The organism is Mesobacillus sp. AQ2 (assembly GCF_030122805.1).
GTDB classification, from domain to species: domain Bacteria; phylum Bacillota; class Bacilli; order Bacillales; family Cytobacillaceae; genus Mesobacillus; species Mesobacillus oceanisediminis_A.
This window is the reverse complement of record NZ_CP126080.1, coordinates 2548292-2568913: the sequence shown is the minus strand read 5'-3', so window position 1 is coordinate 2568913 and position 20622 is coordinate 2548292. Positions and strand designations below refer to the sequence as shown.

At 42.8% G+C, this 20622-nt stretch carries 14 protein-coding genes; 13 read left to right on the top strand and 1 reads right to left on the bottom strand.

Going from position 1 to position 20622, the window contains the following annotated elements:
* The first annotated feature begins 250 nt into the window (after window positions 1-250).
* The 8 genes from QNH36_RS12845 to helD all read left to right on the top strand — a co-directional run bounded on the left by QNH36_RS12845 (window position 251) and on the right by helD (window position 11089).
* Window positions 251-502, top strand: a complete 252-nt coding sequence (locus tag QNH36_RS12845) for a hypothetical protein (RefSeq protein WP_283903609.1) — start codon at window positions 251-253, stop codon at window positions 500-502.
* Window positions 503-520: 18 nt separating this feature from the next.
* Window positions 521-1687 carry a phospholipase D family protein gene (locus QNH36_RS12840; RefSeq protein ID WP_283903608.1) on the top strand — a complete coding sequence of 389 codons (1167 nt, stop codon included), beginning with the start codon at window positions 521-523 and terminating at the stop codon, window positions 1685-1687.
* 187 nt (window positions 1688-1874) lie between these two features.
* On the top strand, window positions 1875-3179 hold the full coding sequence (locus QNH36_RS12835) for a purine/pyrimidine permease (RefSeq protein WP_283903607.1): 1305 nt from the start codon (window positions 1875-1877) through the stop codon (window positions 3177-3179).
* A gap of 90 nt (window positions 3180-3269) precedes the next feature.
* Window positions 3270-3683, top strand: coding sequence for a CoA-binding protein (locus QNH36_RS12830; protein ID WP_144480867.1), 414 nt, complete (start codon window positions 3270-3272; stop codon window positions 3681-3683).
* Window positions 3684-4529: 846 nt separating this feature from the next.
* Window positions 4530-5642, top strand: a complete 1113-nt coding sequence (locus tag QNH36_RS12825) for a sugar diacid recognition domain-containing protein (protein WP_283903606.1) — start codon at window positions 4530-4532, stop codon at window positions 5640-5642.
* 121 nt (window positions 5643-5763) lie between these two features.
* The gene (locus QNH36_RS12820) at window positions 5764-7032 is read left to right on the top strand and encodes a GntP family permease (RefSeq protein ID WP_144480906.1); all 1269 of its coding nucleotides are present in this window, start codon (window positions 5764-5766) and stop codon (window positions 7030-7032) included.
* Between the two features lie 324 nt (window positions 7033-7356).
* Window positions 7357-8490: a glycerate kinase gene (locus tag QNH36_RS12815; RefSeq protein WP_283903605.1), complete on the top strand. Its 1134-nt coding sequence runs from the start codon at window positions 7357-7359 to the stop codon at window positions 8488-8490.
* Between the two features lie 271 nt (window positions 8491-8761).
* Complete coding sequence (helD, locus tag QNH36_RS12810; RefSeq protein WP_283903604.1) at window positions 8762-11089, top strand: RNA polymerase recycling motor HelD; 2328 nt, start codon at window positions 8762-8764, stop codon at window positions 11087-11089.
* Window positions 11090-11131: 42 nt separating this feature from the next.
* Here helD and QNH36_RS12805 read toward each other — a convergent pair whose 3' ends face one another.
* Complete coding sequence (locus QNH36_RS12805; RefSeq protein WP_144481131.1) at window positions 11132-12529, bottom strand: S8 family peptidase; 1398 nt, start codon at window positions 12527-12529, stop codon at window positions 11132-11134.
* Window positions 12530-12948: 419 nt separating this feature from the next.
* Here QNH36_RS12805 and parE point away from each other — a divergent pair, with 419 nt between their 5' ends.
* From parE to QNH36_RS12780, 5 genes are all read left to right on the top strand, one after another.
* Window positions 12949-14928 carry a DNA topoisomerase IV subunit B gene (gene parE, locus QNH36_RS12800; protein ID WP_144481129.1) on the top strand — a complete coding sequence of 660 codons (1980 nt, stop codon included), beginning with the start codon at window positions 12949-12951 and terminating at the stop codon, window positions 14926-14928.
* Complete coding sequence (gene parC / locus QNH36_RS12795) at window positions 14925-17360, top strand: DNA topoisomerase IV subunit A (protein ID WP_144481127.1); 2436 nt, start codon at window positions 14925-14927, stop codon at window positions 17358-17360. Before parE ends, parC begins: the two co-directional genes overlap by 4 nt.
* Before the next feature lie 184 nt (window positions 17361-17544).
* Complete coding sequence (locus QNH36_RS12790; RefSeq protein WP_144481126.1) at window positions 17545-18969, top strand: alanine/glycine:cation symporter family protein; 1425 nt, start codon at window positions 17545-17547, stop codon at window positions 18967-18969.
* Between the two features lie 91 nt (window positions 18970-19060).
* Window positions 19061-19822 carry a YybI family spore inner coat protein gene (locus tag QNH36_RS12785; protein WP_251540185.1) on the top strand — a complete coding sequence of 254 codons (762 nt, stop codon included), beginning with the start codon at window positions 19061-19063 and terminating at the stop codon, window positions 19820-19822.
* 80 nt (window positions 19823-19902) lie between these two features.
* Window positions 19903-20394 carry a staygreen family protein gene (locus QNH36_RS12780; protein ID WP_283903603.1) on the top strand — a complete coding sequence of 164 codons (492 nt, stop codon included), beginning with the start codon at window positions 19903-19905 and terminating at the stop codon, window positions 20392-20394.
* The last annotated feature ends 228 nt before the right edge of the window (window positions 20395-20622 follow it).

Here is a 20622-nt window from a genome sequence, read left to right as displayed (position 1 = left end):
GGTTCTTTTATTTTACCACGTTCTCCTGAAAACACCATGTAATTCTTGAAACAAAGGTTTCATCCGGCTTAGTATATTTTCCAAAACTGTTAAATTAGAATATTCTTTTATACTCAGATTTGCTATTCGAAGAAATAGCAGAGTTTGTTCGATTTGGAATCAGTTAATTTCCCGGCTGCATGCTTGCTAAGTTTATAACTTGCTTAAGAAGTGAATAAGTATACTATCAAAGTTTAAGGAGTCCTGCCCGATGGTGAAGTTTAAGAATATGATAAAAAGTAAAAAGCTTATGTTCATGCTGTTCATTGGGTTATTGGTTCTCCTGACAGCCTATTATCATACACATAAAGACCTTCCGCCAGGCCTTTCCTACGAAGGTGATGTCCATAGGGCAAAGAATGTGCGATTTTTATATGATCTTACCTATCAAGGAAAAGATGGCAAAAGAAAAACTGAACAGGAAATTTTTGATACTGTTTTGAAGAGGATCGAAGAAGCATAAGATTTCATCGTCCTCGATATGTTCCTGTTCAATGATTACTATAATGAGGATCTTGGATTTCCTGACTTAAGCCGGAACATCACCGATAAACTGATCGCCCAAAAGAAGAAACATCCCAATCTCAGAATTGTCTTCATTACTGATGAAATCAACCTGACATATGGATCCCATAAAGCCAAATTTTTAAAAGAATTAAGGGAGAATGAAATCGAGGTTGTCTTTACTGACCTGGACCCTTTGCGGGATTCCAATCCGCTATATTCAGCAGTTTGGAGATTATTTTTTCAGTGGTTTGGTCAATCCGGTGAAGGCTGGATACCGAACCCCATGGCCAAGAATGCTCCTGATGTAACGATCCGTTCTTATCTCGAATTGATGAACCTAAAGGCGAATCATCGGAAAGTGTTTGTGACTGAAAAAACGGCCATTATTACATCTGCCAATCCTCATGATGCTAGCGGTTTGCATTCGAATATCGCCCTTGAAACAAGCGGAAATATTATCGGAGATATCCTCGAGTCGGAACAGGCTGTCGCCGACTTTTCGGGAGGGCCTGAGCTTCCTGAATACATGCCAAAAAAAGAAACTGGCCCCTTTGAAGTCCAGGTCCTGACGGAAAGCAAGATTCTCAAACATATCCTGAATGAGTTGAAGAAAAGTGAAGAGGGTGACCAAATTTGGATCGGAATGTTCTATCTTGCTGAAAGATCCGTTATTGATGAAATCGACAAGGCGGCCGATCGAGGTACGAAAATAAAGATCATTCTCGATCCCAATAAAAATGCCTTTGGAAATCAGAAAACCGGTCTTCCAAACATACCGGTTTCGGCAGAAATCAGAAATCTGGGCAGTGATAACATCGAGGTTAAATGGTACAAGACGGGAGAAGAACAGTATCATACCAAAATGATTTATTTTGACCGTAAGGATAAGGATGTCATAGTAGGAGGATCAGCTAATTTTACCCGAAGGAATCTGGTTGACCTAAATCTGGAAACCAATATGAAAGTATCCGCTCCTTCCGACAGTGAGCTCGCCAGGGACGTTGACCAATATTTCAAGAAAATCTGGAATAACGAATCTGCAGTATACACAGTAGAATATGAAGAAAACAAGGACAAAATGACACCATTTAAATACATTGTCTACTGGATTCAAAGAATATTATGGTTTACCAGCTATTAACCAAAAGGACACCGACACTGGGTGTCCTTTCTTGTTTGAGAGCTTGGATGGAAGCCCTTGAATGCCTGTGACAAAAACTAATCATCCTTATATATATCTTTAATTAAAATATTATTATAGACTAAATGCATCAGTGTGCTGCACATGGGTTATACATTTAGAAACTTATTAGAACGGAGATCCACATATGAAAACTTTTCTTTCAGCCATACAGTGGATGGCTTTTATTATTGCCGGCTCAATTGTTGCCCCTATTGCGATTGCAGATGTTTTTCATCTTAATGAAATACAGACAACCGGCCTGGTTCAAAGGACAATGTTTGTATTGGGAATATCAAGTCTTCTGCAGGCTTTGATCGGCCACCGGCTGCCGATCAACGAGGGACCTGCCGGTTTATGGTGGGGTGTCTTCACGATCTATGCAGGTTTAAGTACTGCCTTGTTCACTTCTAATATTGAGACCCTTCAGGCACTGGAAGGCGCCATGATTGTAAGCGGAGTGGTCTTTTTCCTGTTAAGCTTTTTTAAGCTGATCGACAAGCTGGCAAAATTGTTCACGCCTGTTGTCAGTGGAATTTATCTGCTGCTGCTGGTTATCCAATTAAGCGGTTCATTTCTTAAGGGGATGATGGGGATTGGGAGAGGCAATTGCGAAGTGAATCTTTCAGTCGCTTTATTCAGCTTGTTTCTGGTTGCTTTAACATTTTACTTAACCCGTCACCGTTTAAAACTAATCAGTCAGTATGCCATATTGATCAGTTTGGGTACAGGTTGGCTGCTTTTTTCACTGCTTGACTTAGGGGAGACTTTTCATCGGTATGAAGGACCTGTGTTTGCTTTCCCGGATGTTCTGGCTTTCGGGACGCCTATTTATGATTCAGGTCTGATGGTAACCTCTGTATTCATCACCTTCTTACTCATAACCAATATGCTCGCAAGCATCAGGGTAACAGGCCAAGTGCTGAATGATCTGGGAGCTGATAATCGTGAATACCGTTACCGTGCCAGCGGATATACCGCCGGAATCAATCAGATCCTTGGAGGGTTATTCTCTGCCATTGGTTCTGTGCCTATTTCAGGAGCAGCCGGGTTTATCGCAACAACAAGAATCACAAAGCTGCTGCCGTTCATCATTAGTTCTTTATTCATAATCGGAGCGAGCTTCCTGCCGCAAGTCATGTCTGTATTTGCCGCATTGCCAGCACCTGTCGGCTATTCAGTCACGTTTGTGATCTTTGCTAATATGATTGGAATTGCATTTTCCGAATTCGACCGGGAAAATGACAAACATAGGACACGGGCGGTTATTGGAACCTCCCTGTTTGCAGGCGTAGGGTCCATGTTTGTACCAGCAGAAGCATTCAGCCATGTTCCTCCTATCATGGTTTCAATCCTGAATAATGGTTTGATTCTTGGGACGTTAATAGCAGTTATAACTGACCAGTTCTCATTAGCCAGGAAAAGGAAAATGCAAACTTTTAAAGAAGCTTAATAGTATACTGTTCTTCAGGTTAATAAGTTAAAATAATTCTTTTAGAGGGTAGGATAAAAGTAAAGAAACTAAACATTGGAGTGATGGAGGATGGAAATGAAGTATCCAAGCCGTGAAGAAATCGGCAAGATTTTAAAAAAGTCAAAAAGGATAGCGGTAGTGGGCTTAAGTGATAATCCGCAGCGAACTTCATACATGGTATCTGAAGCCATGCAGAAGGCAGGGTATGAAATTATCCCAGTGAATCCTGCAGTGGAGGAAGTACTTGGCGTAAAAGCGGTAAAGTCCCTTAAAGAAATAGACGGTCATGTCGATATCGTAAATGTCTTCCGAAGGTCGGAATATTTGATGGACGTCGCTAAGGAATTTGCAGAAATTGATGCGGATATCTTCTGGGCACAGCTAGGTCTCGAAAATGAAGAAGCTTATCGCTTTTTGAAAGAAAAAGGGTACACCGTGATCATGGATCGCTGTATAAAGGTAGAGCATGCTTTAACCAAATAATATCTTTGCGTGAGGAGGAACAGCTTCCTCACGTTTTACTTTTATCGGCATTTATTAGTCAGGCTAGGGTCGCCTTCAGACAAAACCTGGTGGAATCGTCGTCGTTTTGTCTGAACCAGGGCCAACTTCGGACAAAATCAGGAGTAATCGGGGCTGAGTTGTCTGAACACTGTTCAACTTGGACAAATCCTGGTGGAATCGCCGTCGTTTTGTCTGAACCAGGGCCAACTTCGGACAAAACCTGGTGGAATCGCCGTTGATTTGTCTAAACTAAGGTCAACTTCGGACAAAATCAGGAGTAATCGCGGCTGAGTTGTCTGAACAATGGTCAACTTCGGACAAATCCTGGTGGAATCGCCGTCGTTTTGTCTGAACCAGGGCCAACTTCGGACAAAATCAGGAGTAATCGCCGTTGATTTGTCTGAACCAGGGCTAACTTCGGACAAATCCTGGTGGAATCGTCGTCGTTTTGTCTGAACCAGGGCCAACTTCGGACAAAACCAGGAGTAATCACCGTTGATTTGTCTGAACCAGGGCCAACTTCGGACAAAACCTGGTGGAATCGCCGTCGTTTTGTCTGAACCAGGGCCAACTTCGGACAAAACCAGGAGTAATCGCCGTTGAGTTGTCTGAACAATGGTCAACTTCGGACAAAACCAGGAGTAATCGCCGTCGTTTTGTCTGAACCAGGGCCAACTTCGTACAAATCAGGAGTAATCGCCGTTGATTTGTCTGAACCAGGATGCACTTCAGATTAAATGATCAATAGAAAATCTTTGTTTTATAATATTTATTAAGTAATGGTGATAAAGTAGATACATATGTTTTGCGAGGCGGGAATATAGAATGGATTTTTTAGACAAGCAGCTGGCTCAGGAGATTGTTGACAGGACGATGGGAATCATCGGGAAAAATATCAATGTAATGGATAACCGGGGTGTCATCATTGGGTCGGGGGACCAGAAACGAATCGATGATATACATGAAGGTGCTGTCAATGTCATCAAACAGGGATCTGGCTATGAAATTACAGAAAAAGAAGCAAAGAATCTCCATGGGGTGAAGGCAGGTATCAACCTTCCCATTCGCTTTGACGGAGAAATAGTTGGTGTTATCGGTATCACTGGTTCTCCTGAGGAAATCAGAAGTTTTGGTGAACTTGTCAGGATGGCTGCTGAACTAAGTCTGCAGCAAGCAGTGCTAATGAATGAAATCCAGTGGGATGAGAGGCTGAAGGAAGAGCTTGTCAGTCAAATTATCCATTCCCAAGGGAAGATGGATCCGCTTTTCCTGGAAAGGGCCATGCGTTTGGGAATTAATCTGGATTTACCTCGGATAGCGATGGTTATTTTATCTTCTGACAGGAAGAAAACCTTCACCTTTCTTAAAGGCAGACTGGAAAAGGATGACCTTTTGCTTATGCAGCATGACAGGATAGTGATTTTAAAGAGGATGCCTTCCGCCCAAAGTGCCAATCAGGTTAGAAAACTGGCAGAGGGATGGGTCGACAGTTATAAATCAACCAGTGATGTGTACATAAAAATAGGTATTGGACAACAACACCCTGGATTGACAGGATTGGCAATGTCTTATCAACAGGCTGAACATACCTTGAAAGCAGGCCAGAAATTAGCACCTGACAAAGATATCTTCGTGTATGAAGATTATTATCTGCCTGTTTTCCTCCTAACAGCTTCAAATATGGGATTGACTGAGGGTTTAGAGCCTTATTATACAAGGTTAAAAGCCAGGGATACTAAAGGGGAATTGACTGAGTCATTAAGAGCACTGATTGATACCAATGGTGATATGAACAGTGCGGCGAAAATGCTTTTTATCCATAGGAACACCCTTAGGTACAGATTAGACAAGATAACAGAAATAACAGGCAAAGATCCTCGAAAAACCACGGATTTGCTTCATCTTTACTTGTCATTTCTCAATAATGAACTTGAATGATTGTGCAAATGCACGAAAGATCTGTATTAATACAGATCTTTTTTTGGTGGTTTGACCAATGAAATCGAATGAGATAGCGCTTACAATTGAGGTAATCAAAGATTTGAAGGAGGAACACAACTTGGATATTCAAGTAAGCGCTTTCGGCGCATTAGTAGCCCTTATCGTAGCTATATTCTTAATACTGAAAAAAGTTTCACCTGCTTACGGAATGATCGCCGGAGCATTGATTGGCGGTCTCGTTGGCGGCGTCGATGTTACAAATACGGTTACCTTGATGATGGAGGGCGCCAAAGGAATTATTCCTGCTGTATTGCGCATCCTCGCTGCAGGTGTACTGGCCGGGGTCTTGATTGAATCAGGCGCAGCAGCAGTCATTGCGGAAACGATTGTTAAAAAAGTCGGGGAAACTCGGGCGTTGCTTGCTTTGGCAATTGCAACGATGATCCTTACGACAGTTGGTGTATTCATTGATGTGGCTGTTATCACAGTCGCTCCAATTGCCCTGGCAATTGCCAGCAAAGCAGGCATCTCAAAAACTGCGATTCTGCTTGCGATGATTGGCGGGGGTAAAGCCGGTAACATCATGTCACCAAATCCGAATGCCATTGCTGCATCCGATGCGTTCGGTGTTCCATTGACTTCAATCATGGCAGCAGGAATCATCCCAGCTGCATTTGGACTTACAGTCACGTATATTTTAGCTAAAAAATTGGTTCATAAAGGTTCAAGCGTTTCAGCTGAGGAAAGCGAAACGAAAGTTAACGGGGAGCTGCCGCTTGTGGTGCCAGCGATTGTCGCCCCATTAGTGACGATTATCCTGCTTGCCCTTCGACCATTGTTTGATATAAACATTGATCCAATGATTGCCTTGCCAGCCGGCGGGATTGCAGGAGCACTGGCAATGGGACGAATCAAGCATATCAATGACTATGCTGTATCAGGCCTTGGGAAAATGTCCGGTGTCGCTATCATGCTTCTGGGTACAGGTACTTTGGCGGGAATCATCGCGAATTCAGGCTTAAAGGATGTTCTCATCAACAGTCTTGATGCACTTGGACTTCCGGCCTTCGTTCTTGCACCTGTATCGGGTATCTTTATGTCTGCTGCTACAGCTTCGACTACTGCTGGAACAGCTGTTGCCTCCCAGGTATTTGGAACCACCATTTTAGAAATGGGTGTAACTGCATTGGCGGGTGCGGCAATGGTGCATGCTGGTGCAACTGTGCTTGACCACCTCCCGCACGGAAGCTTTTTCCATGCAACTGGAGGAAGTGTGAATATGGAGATTAAAGAGCGTCTGAAATTGATTCCGTATGAAACTGCAATAGGTTTGACACTTGCCATCGTTTCAACCCTGATTTTTGGAATCTTTAAGTTCTTTGGATAGATTTTTCGGTTAAATTTCTTCAGAAACCTTTTTGAAATTGGCTCTGTTAATTAAGGCTGTTGATTTTCGTTCCAGGCGCTTCGCTTTCCGCGGGACTGGCGCTGAGCCTCCTCATCGCTTTGCTCCTGCGGGGTCTCACCTGACCAGTTGAGCCCGCAGGAGTCTACGCGCCTTCCACTACAATCAACAGGGTTTAAAAATCAACATTCAGCCTTAACAGAGCCAAATTAAAAAATATATTTTCACAAAATCAATATGGATTATTTTAAACTCCATACCTTCCTTACACATTACTCCGTTAGTAAATGAGAGGAGAAACAAAGTATGAAAATCGTAATAGCTCCAGATTCCTTCAAGGAAAGTCTGACTGCACTTGAAGCAGCAAGCGCGATCGAGGCAGGCATGAGAAAGATTTTGCCAGAAGCAAGTTTTGTAAAAGTTCCAATGGCGGATGGCGGTGAAGGCACTGTACAATCTCTCGTTGATGCAACTAAGGGAAAGATAATCTCAAAAACTGTAACAGGACCGCTTGGCGAGCCAGTTAAGGCATTTTTCGGCCTGTCTGGTGATGGAAAGACCGCGATTATCGAGATGGCTGCAGCTTCAGGGCTTCATCTGGTATCCAGGGAGAAACGCAATCCGCTGGTAACCACTACGCGCGGCACTGGAGAATTAATTTCTGCCGCCCTTGACTTTGGTGTGGAAAAGATCATCATCGGAATTGGCGGCAGTGCCACGAATGATGGAGGAGCAGGAATGGCGAGAGCCCTCGGGATCAAGTTCCTCAATGTTGATGGAAATGAGATCAGCGAAGGTGGCGGATCTCTTGGTGAATTGGCTTCCATTGATATGAAGCAAGCAGATAGCCGTTTGATCGCGGTGAATATCGAAGTGGCCTGTGATGTGGATAACCCATTAACCGGTCCCAAAGGCGCATCCCATATTTTTGGTCCGCAAAAAGGGGCAACTGCAGAAATGATTGAAGTATTGGATGGCAATCTTCAACATTACGCAGAAATTATCCGGAAAGATCTAGGAAAAGATATCGAACATATTTCTGGTGCAGGGGCCGCAGGCGGACTCGGCAGCGGCCTGCTGGCATTCCTGTCAGCAGACTTGAAAAGAGGAGTTGATATCGTTCTTGAGGCTACAAAGCTTGAAGAGCAACTTTTAAATGCGGATTTTGTTATTACTGGAGAAGGGAAAATAGATGGACAAACGATTTTTGGCAAAACCCCAATTGGGGTAGCAAAGACCGCAAAACGGCACGGCATCCCTGTAATCGCAATTGCTGGCCATGTTGCACAGGACAGTGAAATTGTCCACGAACACGGAATCGATATTTTATTCAGTGTTGTACCAGGTGTGATATCTCTAGAGGATGCATTCAATAATGCCAGTACGTATGTTAGAAATACTGCTGCGAATATAGCGTCCCTGATCAAATTAAGCAAGTAAAAAGAAAAACCGCGATGCTGATTGTCTGCAGCTCGCGGTTTTTTTGATGTTTAAAATAGGTGGAATTCGAATAAATATAAAAAAGAAGTGCAAAAAATAAAAAACACCCTTAAAGGTGTTTTGGAGAGTATGTATTTCTATTCGAAATATGTAAATAGTAAAATGGAAGTTGGCACTGAATTGTTTTGTAGGCAGAATAAATTTATTATAATTATATCATAAATAAAAAGTGTTGTCAAATAAAAGAGGATAGATTCGGGGAGTGGAATTCATGGATGAAAAGCAGCTAAACGCCTTAAAAATGGAACAGGATCGTGTTCATTCCATCATTGAGGAAATTGATAGGAAGGCCAAAAAATGGAGGGCGAGTTCAAGTGATGTCGGCTCAGATGCCTTTCAGATCAGGAAGACGTTTTGGGAGGATGTAACTGTAAACTTTGATGAAGCAGATGATGTAGCGGAAACCTTCACAAGCATCAAACAGCAGGCAGCACTTTTATCAGAGCGTGAGCGTACACAATCGCAAATGGTGAAACAGCTTAAAACACTTTCCCAACTAAGGTTCTCCCCTTATTTTGGCAGAGTTGATTTTAAAGAAGACGGTGAAAGCGAAGCAGAGAAAATCTACCTGGGTATTGCCTCGTTAATGGACGAGCAGGAAGAAAATTTCTTGATTTATGATTGGAGAGCGCCGATTTCTGGCCTTTATTATGACTACTCCCCGGGCCCTGCCCAATATGAAACAGAAACAGAGACCATTCAAGGAGATATGGAGCTAAAGCGGCAATTTGTCATTAGGTCTGGGAAAATCAAGGCGATGTTCGAGACCGGTGTAACAATTGGTGACGAGATGCTTCAGGAAGTTCTCGGCAATAATGCTGACACTCAGATGAAAACCATAGTAGCGACCATTCAAAAGGAACAAAACGAGATCATCCGTAATGACTCAAGCAGCCTTGTTGTTGTGCAGGGAGTAGCCGGGAGCGGCAAAACGTCAGCGGCTATGCAGCGTGTAGCTTATTTACTTTACAAGTACAGGAATATCATCTCATCAGAAAATATCATGCTGTTCTCTCCTAATCCGCTTTTCAATAGCTATGTTGCTACCGTCCTGCCTGAACTTGGAGAAGAAAACATGCAGCAGGCCACATTCCAGGAATATCTCCTGTCACGTTTTGGTGCTGAATACGAGCTGGAGGATCCATTTGAACAGATGGAGTATCTGCTTGCAGCAGAAAACGATGAGAGCCGCCAGGAAAGAGTTGAAGGCATCCGTTTCAAAGCAAGCCTGGAATTAAAAGAATTGCTGGACCGGTATGCAGAGAAGTTATCCAGAAAGACACTTATCTTTAAAAGCTTGTCATTAAAGAAGCGAACGATTATATCAAAGCATGAGATTGCCAAATTTTATGATTCACTCGATAAGGGTATTTCAATGCCGAATAGGATTCAGCTTGTAAAGGAATGGCTGGTCAAGGAACTGAAGAAAAAAGCAAAGGCAGAAAAATCCCAGGAGTGGGTAGAAAAAGAAATTCAATTCCTTGAAAAGGAAGATTATCTCGAGGCTTTTAAACAAAGCCAGAAAAAACAAGGCGAAGCAGAAGATACATTCCATGATTATGACCGTGAAGAAAAGTGGCTATCTGAACTTGTCGTAAAAAGACGGTTCAAACCATTGTTCAATGCAGTGAAAAAACTGAAATTCATAAATAACAGGGCCATTTTTATGAACTTTTTCAAGGATGAAGGTCTTCGAGCAGATACGGCGCCAACTAATTGGCCTTCTATTTGTGACCAGACAATCCGTTCTCTGGAAAGAAAGTCTATCCCTTACGAGGATGCAACACCGTTTCTCTATCTTCAGGATCTGATTGAAGGGAGGAAGTCAAACACATCGATTCGCCATGTCTTCATCGATGAAGCTCAGGATTATACTCCTTTCCAATTTGCATATATTAAAAATCTTTTCCCGTACAGCAAAATGACCTTGCTTGGTGACATGAACCAGGCGATTTACTCTGGTCCTACAGGGGCTCCGACCATCTTTGCCGAAGCAGCGCTTGACTTTGGAGATAAGGAAACCTACAAGCTTACAAAAACCTACAGATCGACAAAGCAGATTGTAGAATTCACGAGGGAGCTGATTGAAGGAGGTAATCTGATTGAACCTTTCAATCGTTTAGGTCCAAAGCCGGTAGTCGTGAATCCCGGAAAACATATTGACCACACAGAAAGAACGATTGGACTTATTTCGGATCTTAAAAATAAGGATCATAAAAACATCGCTATCATCTGCAAAACAGCAGCTGAGAGCATAGAAGCTTTCGAATCCATCAAGAAGTCCCATGAGGCAAGATTGATTGAAAAAGGCACCTTGACCTTTGAAAACGGGGTCAATGTCGTACCAACATACCTGGCAAAAGGAATAGAGTTTGATGCGGTGATCATTTTTGATTCATCTTCCTACACAAGAAATGAGGAAAGGAAATTGTTTTATACGGCTTGTACGAGGGCTATGCATGAGCTTTATATTCTTTCAAGAGGTGAATTAAGTCCGCTTTTAGCAGAAGTAGACCAGGAACTTTTTCAGGTCATTTAAAAAACAAGCCGCCAAAATCCATGGCGGCTTGTTTTGTTGCATTTATTTTAGCCATTTGAATATAGACTTTTGTGTCTTGCCTCTTGCTGGCTGTTTTTTATTCGCCTCCTGCAAGGCTGAATTTACATCGATCAAGCCATTTCCGTAATCAATGTCTTTTCCCTGTTCACCAAGATCGATGGCAGATGTTTTAATGATATTGATGACCTGGGAGCTTTTGAGGTCTGGATTAGCTGATTTAATTAAAGCGGCCAGACCTGCAACATGGGGAGCAGCCATTGATGTCCCGGAAAGGGCTGCATACTGTGCATTGAAAAAGGTGCTCGGAATATTCACCCCAGGAGCAGCAATGTCTATATAATCCCCATAGTTAGAAAAGTTCGCTCTGTTTCCGTTATAATCAACAGCAGCCACGCTCAAAACCTCGGGATAAGCCGAAGGGTAAGTAGGCTGATTGGATCCGTCATTGCCGGCTGCAGATACCATGACAACATTGTTGTCAAAGGCATAACGGACAGCTTCTTCCAGGACCTTGGAGGGCTGGTAATTGCCAAGGCTCATATTTATAACATCTGCACCATGGTCGACAGCCCAAATGATACCTTTTGCGATATCGAATGTGGTACCATAGCCTTTCGCACCCATTGCTTTAACAGGCATGATTTTGCTGAACCATGTCATGCCGGCAACACCCTCACCGTTATTCGTTTCTGAGGCTATGATCCCAGCTACATGTGTTCCATGGCCATTATCATCATCCGGCTCTCGTTTTTCATCTATCACATTATAACCAGATATAATCCTGTTCTTTAACTCTGGATGATCCAGGTCAACACCTGTATCTATAATGGCTATTTCAATTTGTTCTTTTCCGCGTGTAATATTCCAGCCTTGCTCTGTTCCAATCGCTGGCAAATTCCATTGGTAATTCTCCTGGTAAAGTAAATCATTTGGTACGTTTGCTTCGTTTTGCATGAGGATAAAATTTGGCTCGGCATACTCAACGTTTTGCCTCTGGTTAAAATATTCAACCATTTGCGGTGTTTCCATGGAAGTGGACCTGAAAATATAAACCGAATTCAGGTGTTTGATGACCCAGCCATTGATATCGCGTGTAATTTCATCTATTTCGTCAGGTCCTGGTTCTGTAAAAAAATCAACAGCAGCCTCATGATCATAATAATGACTTGTATCTTTCTTGTTATGGTAAATAAGCGTGACTTCGTCTTGTGTATTGAGCTGCCTCTTGATTTTCTCTCCCATTTCTACATTATTTACGTTTGCCATCGACTGCATCTTCATGATTCGTTGGCCAGTAGAATGAGTTTTCGCACTAAGTTTATTGCTGTGTACAGGCTCATGCCTGAACACTCCGGCCCCTGTAAGGGCAAGAACAAGAATTAATGTTGCCCCCAGGATGAAACCCTTCGTGCTTTTCATGATAAGAGCCCTCCAAAAAAAGATTTGTTCTTATATTGCAGAACAAACGGCAAAATTAACGGCGGTAATCACTGGCAGTTTCATTTAGTTGGAAATAGGACATTTAAAAGTATGCAAAGCACTTTTATAAGCATAAAGTTTCCTTTTTCCTAATCACAAGTTACCAAAAATCCTATTTTTTATGACAAATTTCAAAATTAATTCTTTAATTCCGTTTGCCAAATCCCAATTAATCGCTACAATTAAGCATAGACGCCAATATTATGGTAAAATAAACAAAGAGAACAATTGTTCTGATATTGATAAAAGGCATATTATTTAATATCCTTTTGACAAAAAAGAGGAATACTTAAGGAATTCATTGACACTATACATAAAAACCGTCAATGTTGTTTGCAAGAAATGAAAGGGGTATGTTCGTGGCAAGAAATCAGCAAGCTTTTGATTATAATGATGATGCCATCCAGGTACTGGAAGGTCTTGAAGCGGTCCGTAAAAGGCCAGGTATGTATATTGGCAGCACAGATACCCGGGGACTTCATCATCTCGTGTATGAAATCGTTGATAACTCCGTTGACGAAGCACTTGGCGGCTACGGTAATCACATCATCGTCAAAATCCATAAAGATAATTCGATCAGTGTCCAGGATAAAGGGCGTGGCATGCCAACAGGGATGCATAAGCTAGGAAAGCCCACACCGGAAGTCATCCTTACGGTCCTTCATGCAGGCGGTAAGTTTGGACAAGGCGGTTATAAAACAAGCGGCGGACTGCATGGTGTCGGCGCATCAGTTGTAAATGCGCTATCTGAATGGCTTGTTGTCACCATCAAACGCGATGGTTTTGTTTATGAGCAGCGTTTTGAAAACGGCGGGAAGCCGGTGACAACTCTAGAGAAAATCGGCAAGACAAACCAGACAGGAACAACGATCCATTTCAAACCTGACGCCGAAATTTTCTCTACTTTGACATATAACTATGACACACTGTCTGAAAGGCTCCGTGAGTCTGCATTTTTGCTGAAAGGCTTGAAAATTGAGCTGATAGATGACCGGAATAATGAGAAAGAAGTCTTTCATTTTGAAACAGGCATCCAGGCATTTGTTGAATATTTGAACGAAGAAAAAGATGTTCTGCATCCTGTGGTCAGCTTTGAGGGCGAATACAGCAAAATAGAAGTTGAGTTTGCCTTCCAATTCAATGATGGATATTCGGAGAACGTTCTCTCATTCGTTAACAATGTCAGGACGAAAGATGGCGGAACCCATGAAGCAGGCGCAAAGACTGCGATGACCAGGGTATTCAATGAGTACGCCCGCAAGGTTGGATTGCTCAAGGAAAAGGACAAGAACCTGGATGGAGCGGATATCCGCGAAGGTCTGGCTGGAATCGTTTCTGTCCGAATCCCTGAGGAGCTGCTGCAATTTGAGGGTCAGACCAAGGGCAAGTTGGGGACCAGTGAAGCAAGGTCGGCTGTGGACTCGGTCGTTTCAGAACATCTGTCTTATTTCCTTGAGGAGAATCCAGATGTCAGTACCTTGCTGATCCGAAAATCCATCAAGGCTTACCAGGCTCGTGAAGCTGCCCGTAAGGCCCGTGAAGATGCTCGCAGCGGGAAAAAGAGGAAAAAATCGGATGCAATGCTTTCAGGCAAATTGACTCCGGCTCAATCAAAGAATCCAGCTAAAAATGAATTATACCTTGTCGAGGGAGATTCTGCTGGCGGTTCTGCCAAGCAGGGACGGGACAGGAAGTTCCAGGCCGTTCTGCCATTGCGCGGAAAAGTCATCAACACAGAAAAAGCCAAGCTACAGGATATTTTCAAAAACGAGGAAATCAATACGATCATTCATGCCATTGGTGCGGGAGTGGGTTCGGATTTCCTTGTAGACGACATCAACTATGACAAGATTGTCATCATGACAGATGCAGATACTGACGGTGCCCATATCCAAGTGTTATTGCTCACATTCTTTTACAGGTACATGAAGCCGCTCATCGAAGCAGGAAAGGTCTTCATTGCCCTTCCTCCGCTGTATAAAGTCAGCAAAGGGACAGGCAAAAAGGAAATCATCGAATATGCCTGGAGTGATGAAGAACTGAAGGGTGCCATCAAGAAGGTCGGCAAAGGCTATATCATCCAGCGTTACAAAGGTCTCGGTGAGATGAATGCTGATCAGCTTTGGGAAACGACAATGGACCCTGAGACCAGGACGTTGATTCGCGTCCGAATAGATGATGCTGCAAGAGCGGAACGCAGAGTCACTACACTTATGGGTGATAAAGTAGAACCCCGCAGGAAATGGATTGAATCCAATGTCGCTTTCGGTCTTGAAGAAGACGGCAATATTCTTGAAAATGAAAACATTTCAGTCGCAGAGGAGGTTGAAGGCGAATGAGTTCTGTTGAAAAATTTCGTGACCTCCCACTCGAAGACGTATTGGGCGACCGATTCGGCCGCTATAGTAAATATATTATCCAGGAACGTGCCCTACCAGATGCGCGTGACGGATTGAAGCCTGTACAGCGCAGGATTTTATACGCCATGCATGTTGAGGGCAACACAAGTGAAAAGGGCTTCCGGAAATCAGCCAAGACAGTCGGTAACGTCATTGGTAACTACCATCCGCACGGTGATTCATCGGTATACGAAGCAATGGTCCGTATGAGCCAGGATTGGAAAGTGCGGAATTACCTGGTTGACATGCACGGGAATAACGGAAGCATCGATGGTGATCCGCCAGCGGCAATGCGTTATACCGAAGCAAGATTATCAGCTATTGCCGGTGAACTATTAAGGGATATCGAAAAGAGGACAGTTGAGTTCATCCCGAACTTTGATGACACATCCAGTGAGCCTACTGTGCTTCCGGCGATGTTCCCAAACTTGCTCGTGAATGGCTCGACGGGGATTTCAGCGGGATACGCCACAGATATTCCACCACATAATTTAGCGGAAGTGATTGATGGGGTTATCATGAGAATGGACAACCCTGCCTGCACGGTCGAAGATCTCATGAAAGTGATTAAAGGACCCGACTTCCCTACGGGCGGAATTATTCAGGGTGTTGAAGGAATCGCTAAAGCTTACAAGACTGGCAAGGGAAAGATCATTGTCCGCGGCAAAGCGGAAATCGAGGACATCCGAGGCGGCAAACAGCAGATTGTCATCACGGAAATTCCATATGAAATCAATAAAGCCAACCTCGTCAAGAGAATTGATGAATTCCGTTTAGACCGGAAAGTTGAAGGGATCTCAGAGGTTCGAGACGAAACAGACCGCACAGGCCTTCGTGTTGTCATTGAATTGAAAAAGGAAGCAGACGCAAACGGTGTCTTGCATTATCTTTACAAGAACAGCGATTTGCAGATTACCTATAACTTCAATATGGTTGCCATCAACAAGAAACGGCCAGTATTGATGGGGCTTGCCGAACTTCTTGATGCCTATATCGACCACCAGAAGGATGTTGTTACAAAAAGATCACAGTACGACCTTCAAAAAGCCCGTGACCGACAGCATATCGTCGAAGGACTAATGAAGGCATTATCCATCCTCGATCAGGTGATCGCGACGATCCGCGCTTCAAAGGATAAACGTAATGCAAAAGATAATTTGATTCAGAAGTTCGAATTCACTGAAGTCCAGGCTGAAGCGATTGTTTCCCTCCAGCTTTATCGCCTGACGAATACTGATATAACTGCGCTCCAGGCTGAAGCAGAGGAGCTTGCCAAGAAGGTGGACGAACTAACCGCCATTCTGGGAAGTGAGAAAAAGCTTCTGACTGTCATTAAGAAGGAATTGAAGGATGTCAAGAAGCGCTTTTCAGATGAACGCCGAACTAAAATTGAGGAAGAGATTGAGGAAATCAAAATCAACCTTGAGGTACTGATCGCGAGTGAAGATGTAATTGTCACGGTAACGAAGGATGGATATATAAAACGTACTAGCCAGAGGTCCTATGCGGCTTCAAATGGACAGGATTTCGCAATGAAGGATACTGACAGGCTGTTATCCCAATTGAATGTGAACACAAAGGATGTCCTGCTGTTGTTCACCAATAAAGGAAGCTACCTTCATTTACCTGTACACGAGCTCCCTGATATCCGATGGAAGGACCTTGGTCAGCATGTGGCGAATATCGTCCCGCTCGACCGTGATGAAGAAATCATCCGGGCTGTACCTGTTACCAATTTCGAACAGAATATGTTCTTTGTGTTTGTCACGAAGAATGGCATGGTGAAAAAATCGGAATTAAGCCTCTATAAAGCCCAGCGTTATTCTAAACCATTAACCGCCATCAACGTAAAAGGTGATGACAGGGTTGTCGATGTCCATCTAACAAATGGAGAAAAGGATCTATTCATTGCCTCTCACTTTGGCTATGGCTTATGGTTCAGCGAAGAAGACGTCAGTCCAATCGGAATCCGGGCAGCCGGAGTTAAGGGTATGAACCTTAAGGATGGAGACTATGTTGTGGGTGGTAAAATCATCGACGCAAACGAAAATCCTTCCATTGTCATTGCAACCCAGCGCGGTGCGGTGAAGAAGATGAAGCTTTCTGAATTCGAAAAAACATCTCGCGCAAAACGCGGAGTTGTGATGCTGCGTGAATTGAAGGCAAATCCACATCGCATTATCGGTGTTGAAGCTGTCCGTGGTGAGGATGAAATCTTCTTCCTTACTGAAAAACAGCAAATTGTTTCGCTAAAAGCAGCAGATTTGAGGAACAGTGATCGCTACACAAACGGATCATTCATTGTTGATGAAAGTGAAACAGGCAGGCTTGTAACCATTTGGAAAAGTGAAACCGAACAGGAAACAGAATAAAAAACACTAAAAAACACAGCAATTGAGCTGTGTTTTTTGTTTCTAATTAAGAAGTTAAGGGTAAATGCTAAGAGGTTCGTGGACCCTATTAAAGGCTGATGGAAGTCAGGTACCATTGTAATGAAGGCGCCCATTTGGTACATTAGGAACTATAAAAAAATTTACTGTAGATAAGGAGTTTTTTATGGGGATTTTCAACAATATCATATCGGAATTAAACAATTATATGTGGAGCTATATCTTAATTGCAGTTCTAGTTATTTTAGGTACATATTTCACTATCAGAACAAGATTTGTCCAGTTTAAGTACTTTCCTGAGATGCTAAGGGTACTAAAGGACCCAGCAACTGTCTCATCTGAAGGGAAAAGGGGCCGATCTTCATTTCAGGCGTTCACTGTCAGTCTTGCTTCACGGGTTGGTACAGGGAATCTTGCAGGTGTAGCGACGGCTATTTCTGCCGGTGGTCCAGGTGCCGTCTTCTGGATGTGGGTTATTGCGCTTATTGGAGCGGCTTCAAGCTTCATCGAAAGTACATTGGCCCAGATTTATAAAGTAAAAGACAAGGATGAATATCGCGGCGGTCCGGCTTACTATATGGAACGCGGTCTCAATAAAAGATGGCTTGGAATACTGTTTGCAGTCATCATAGTTTTTACGTTTGGGTTGGTATTCAGTTCTGTTCAATCCAACACCATTTCTCTAGCATTTGACCAGGCATTTGGATTTGATCGGCTTTGGATGGGAATCATTCTGGCCGTTATGACAGCCGCTATCATTTTTGGTGGGATCAAAAGAATAGCTTTTGTATCCCAAATCATTGTCCCAATTATGGCAGTTCTGTATTTGATCTTGGCTTTGTATATCGTCTTCACAAATCTTGGTGAAGTTCCTGCAATGTTCTCTCTAATCTTCAAAAACGCTTTTGGGCTTCAGGAAGCCGTTGGCGGAGGTATGGGAGCAGCAGTCATGATGGGAATCAAACGAGGGCTTTTCTCAAACGAAGCTGGTATGGGAAGTGCGCCGAATGCAGCTGCTACTGCTGCTGTGACACATCCTGTAAAACAAGGATTAATCCAAACACTTGGCGTATTTACGGATACGATTTTGATTTGTTCAGCAACAGCTTTCATCATCATTATGTCTGGAGAGTATACGAACGCTGATTTGGATGGTATTCAGTTAACCCAGGCTGCACTCACAACACATGTTGGGGCATGGGCACCAGCGTTCGTAGGGGGAGCAATATTCCTTTTTGCTTTCACATCTATTATTGGAAATTACTATTACGGCGAAACGAATATTGAGTTCATAAAAGAAAGTAAGACAGCATTATTGGTTTATCGACTGGCGGTCATCGCAATGGTTTTATTTGGTTCAATCGTCGACTTAGCGATTGTCTGGAATCTGGCTGACCTCTTCATGGGAATCATGGCGCTAATTAACCTGGCAGCCATTACCTTGCTCGCGAAAATTGCCATGGCAGCACTTAAGGATTACAGAGAACAGCGGAAACAAGGGAAGGACCCTGTATTCTATGCTGACACAATCGAAGGTCTGAGTGGCATTGAATCATGGGAATACCGTGAGAAAGCACAGAATAAGAATTAAAACCTTCTAAACCCTCTGGATTAATCAGAGGGTTTTTTTGTGTATCTTTTTTCCATATTTAGAGATATTAACTATATAGGAGGGATGCATAATGAAAAAGGAACTACTGATTACATTCACCGCATTCTTTTTTATGTCGTTGACTGCTCTCACCGGTGCGTATGCAGGTGATTCCAGGGAGAGCCCAACCGTGACAGTATCGGAAGAAAAGGTCGATATCACAGGTGATGGAAAGAAGGATATAATTTATGTAAAAGGTGTGCCATTCGAAGAAGGTACACAGTTCCTTAAGGAGATTTATTTAAAGATTAAAGCGTCTAATGGGAAAACATACAAGATTGATCTCGAAGGGGGATACGAACCTTCTACTGAATATAAAGATCTTAATCACGATTCTGTTAAAGATATTTTCATCAGCGTACCTACTGGTGGAAGCGGAGGTCTCTCTAATTTTTATTTATATACTTTAAAAGATTTTCAGGTTGTCAATCTGACTGTACCGGAACCTTTGTCTGTCAGCAGCCAATTTGAAGACGGCTATAAAGCCTCTGCACGTATAGAGCAAACAGGCCAGTCATACAGTTTTGATTTAAGTGCCAGGAAAGCGGATTATGACAGGCTTGGCCTATATCATGATGGGAAGTTGAATGAACCGACTGAATTGATGGTTCTTCCGTTCGGAACTTTAAAGCACATAATAGTCAAGGCTGGACAATATGGGTTAATCGGCAGTCAGCGAATAAATGGAGCATACAACGCCGATGGAATCGCAAATATGGAATCAACATGGTTATACGAAAAGGGAAAGTGGAAACTAATAAAAGCGGAGGTAATCAATCTCAAAGAGCATTAAAATAGGCAAATGTCACGAATGAATACTATCTGGCATACGCTATTGGAAAAGGATTCTTTTTCAGGAAGGAGCCTTCTGCCATGAGCAAATTCAAGCCAGAGAAATTGACTGTCAACTTTATTCCGCCAGCAACAGCTTACAGGCCCATAGACAGCAGGAAATATACTTTAACACACTCTGATTTAATCGGTGAGTTGTTTTTAGCGATTGGGAATGTTTTTGATTACCAGGCCATCAACTATAAAATGCGGGATGAAGTATTGGCAGACTGGGTAACCATTAATGGTGAGTATATTCTGTATGCAAATGTATACGTCAGCAATGGGGAATATGACAAGAATATGTCCCGGATCCGGTATATGATTTTCAAACGAGAATTGGATTTAGCATTGACGGCGATGATTTATGGCGACAGGAGCTTTTTTACCTATCATCCATTGCTGCTGGATGCGCCAATCTACGTTCGGTTCGCATCCAGTTTCCCAGAGTTCAATGAAATCGCTTATTACGGAACACCAAGACTCTATTTAAACAAGGTGAATAGCAAAAGAGTAACAGAAACACAGGTTTAGGCCTGTGTTTCGTGTTTTAAACGAAAGGGAATAGACAGCCTTTTATTACATAATAATATTATGTAAACTTACAGTTATTGATGTAGGATGTTTCTGAGATTTTGTTGTTATCTGGATTAATGAGAAGTATTAGCTTTTTAATTTGTCTTTGAAATTGAAAAGCGTTAAGATTACAGATTAGAATCTGAAATTTTTTAGAGTAAATGAAATATGCAATTATTAATAATA

Coding starts and splice junctions, on each gene's coding strand:
- parC (WP_144481127.1), top strand. CDS start 14,925: ATGAGTTCTGTTGAAAAATTTCGTGACCTCCCACTCGAAGACGTATTG.
- QNH36_RS12780 (WP_283903603.1), top strand. CDS start 19,903: ATGAGCAAATTCAAGCCAGAGAAATTGACTGTCAACTTTATTCCGCCA.
- QNH36_RS12815 (WP_283903605.1), top strand. CDS start 7,357: ATGAAAATCGTAATAGCTCCAGATTCCTTCAAGGAAAGTCTGACTGCA.
- QNH36_RS12830 (WP_144480867.1), top strand. CDS start 3,270: ATGGAAATGAAGTATCCAAGCCGTGAAGAAATCGGCAAGATTTTAAAA.
- QNH36_RS12805 (WP_144481131.1), bottom strand. CDS start 12,529: ATGAAAAGCACGAAGGGTTTCATCCTGGGGGCAACATTAATTCTTGTT.
- QNH36_RS12790 (WP_144481126.1), top strand. CDS start 17,545: ATGGGGATTTTCAACAATATCATATCGGAATTAAACAATTATATGTGG.
- QNH36_RS12785 (WP_251540185.1), top strand. CDS start 19,061: ATGAAAAAGGAACTACTGATTACATTCACCGCATTCTTTTTTATGTCG.
- QNH36_RS12845 (WP_283903609.1), top strand. CDS start 251: ATGGTGAAGTTTAAGAATATGATAAAAAGTAAAAAGCTTATGTTCATG.
- QNH36_RS12835 (WP_283903607.1), top strand. CDS start 1,875: ATGAAAACTTTTCTTTCAGCCATACAGTGGATGGCTTTTATTATTGCC.
- QNH36_RS12825 (WP_283903606.1), top strand. CDS start 4,530: ATGGATTTTTTAGACAAGCAGCTGGCTCAGGAGATTGTTGACAGGACG.
- QNH36_RS12840 (WP_283903608.1), top strand. CDS start 521: ATGTTCCTGTTCAATGATTACTATAATGAGGATCTTGGATTTCCTGAC.
- helD (WP_283903604.1), top strand. CDS start 8,762: ATGGATGAAAAGCAGCTAAACGCCTTAAAAATGGAACAGGATCGTGTT.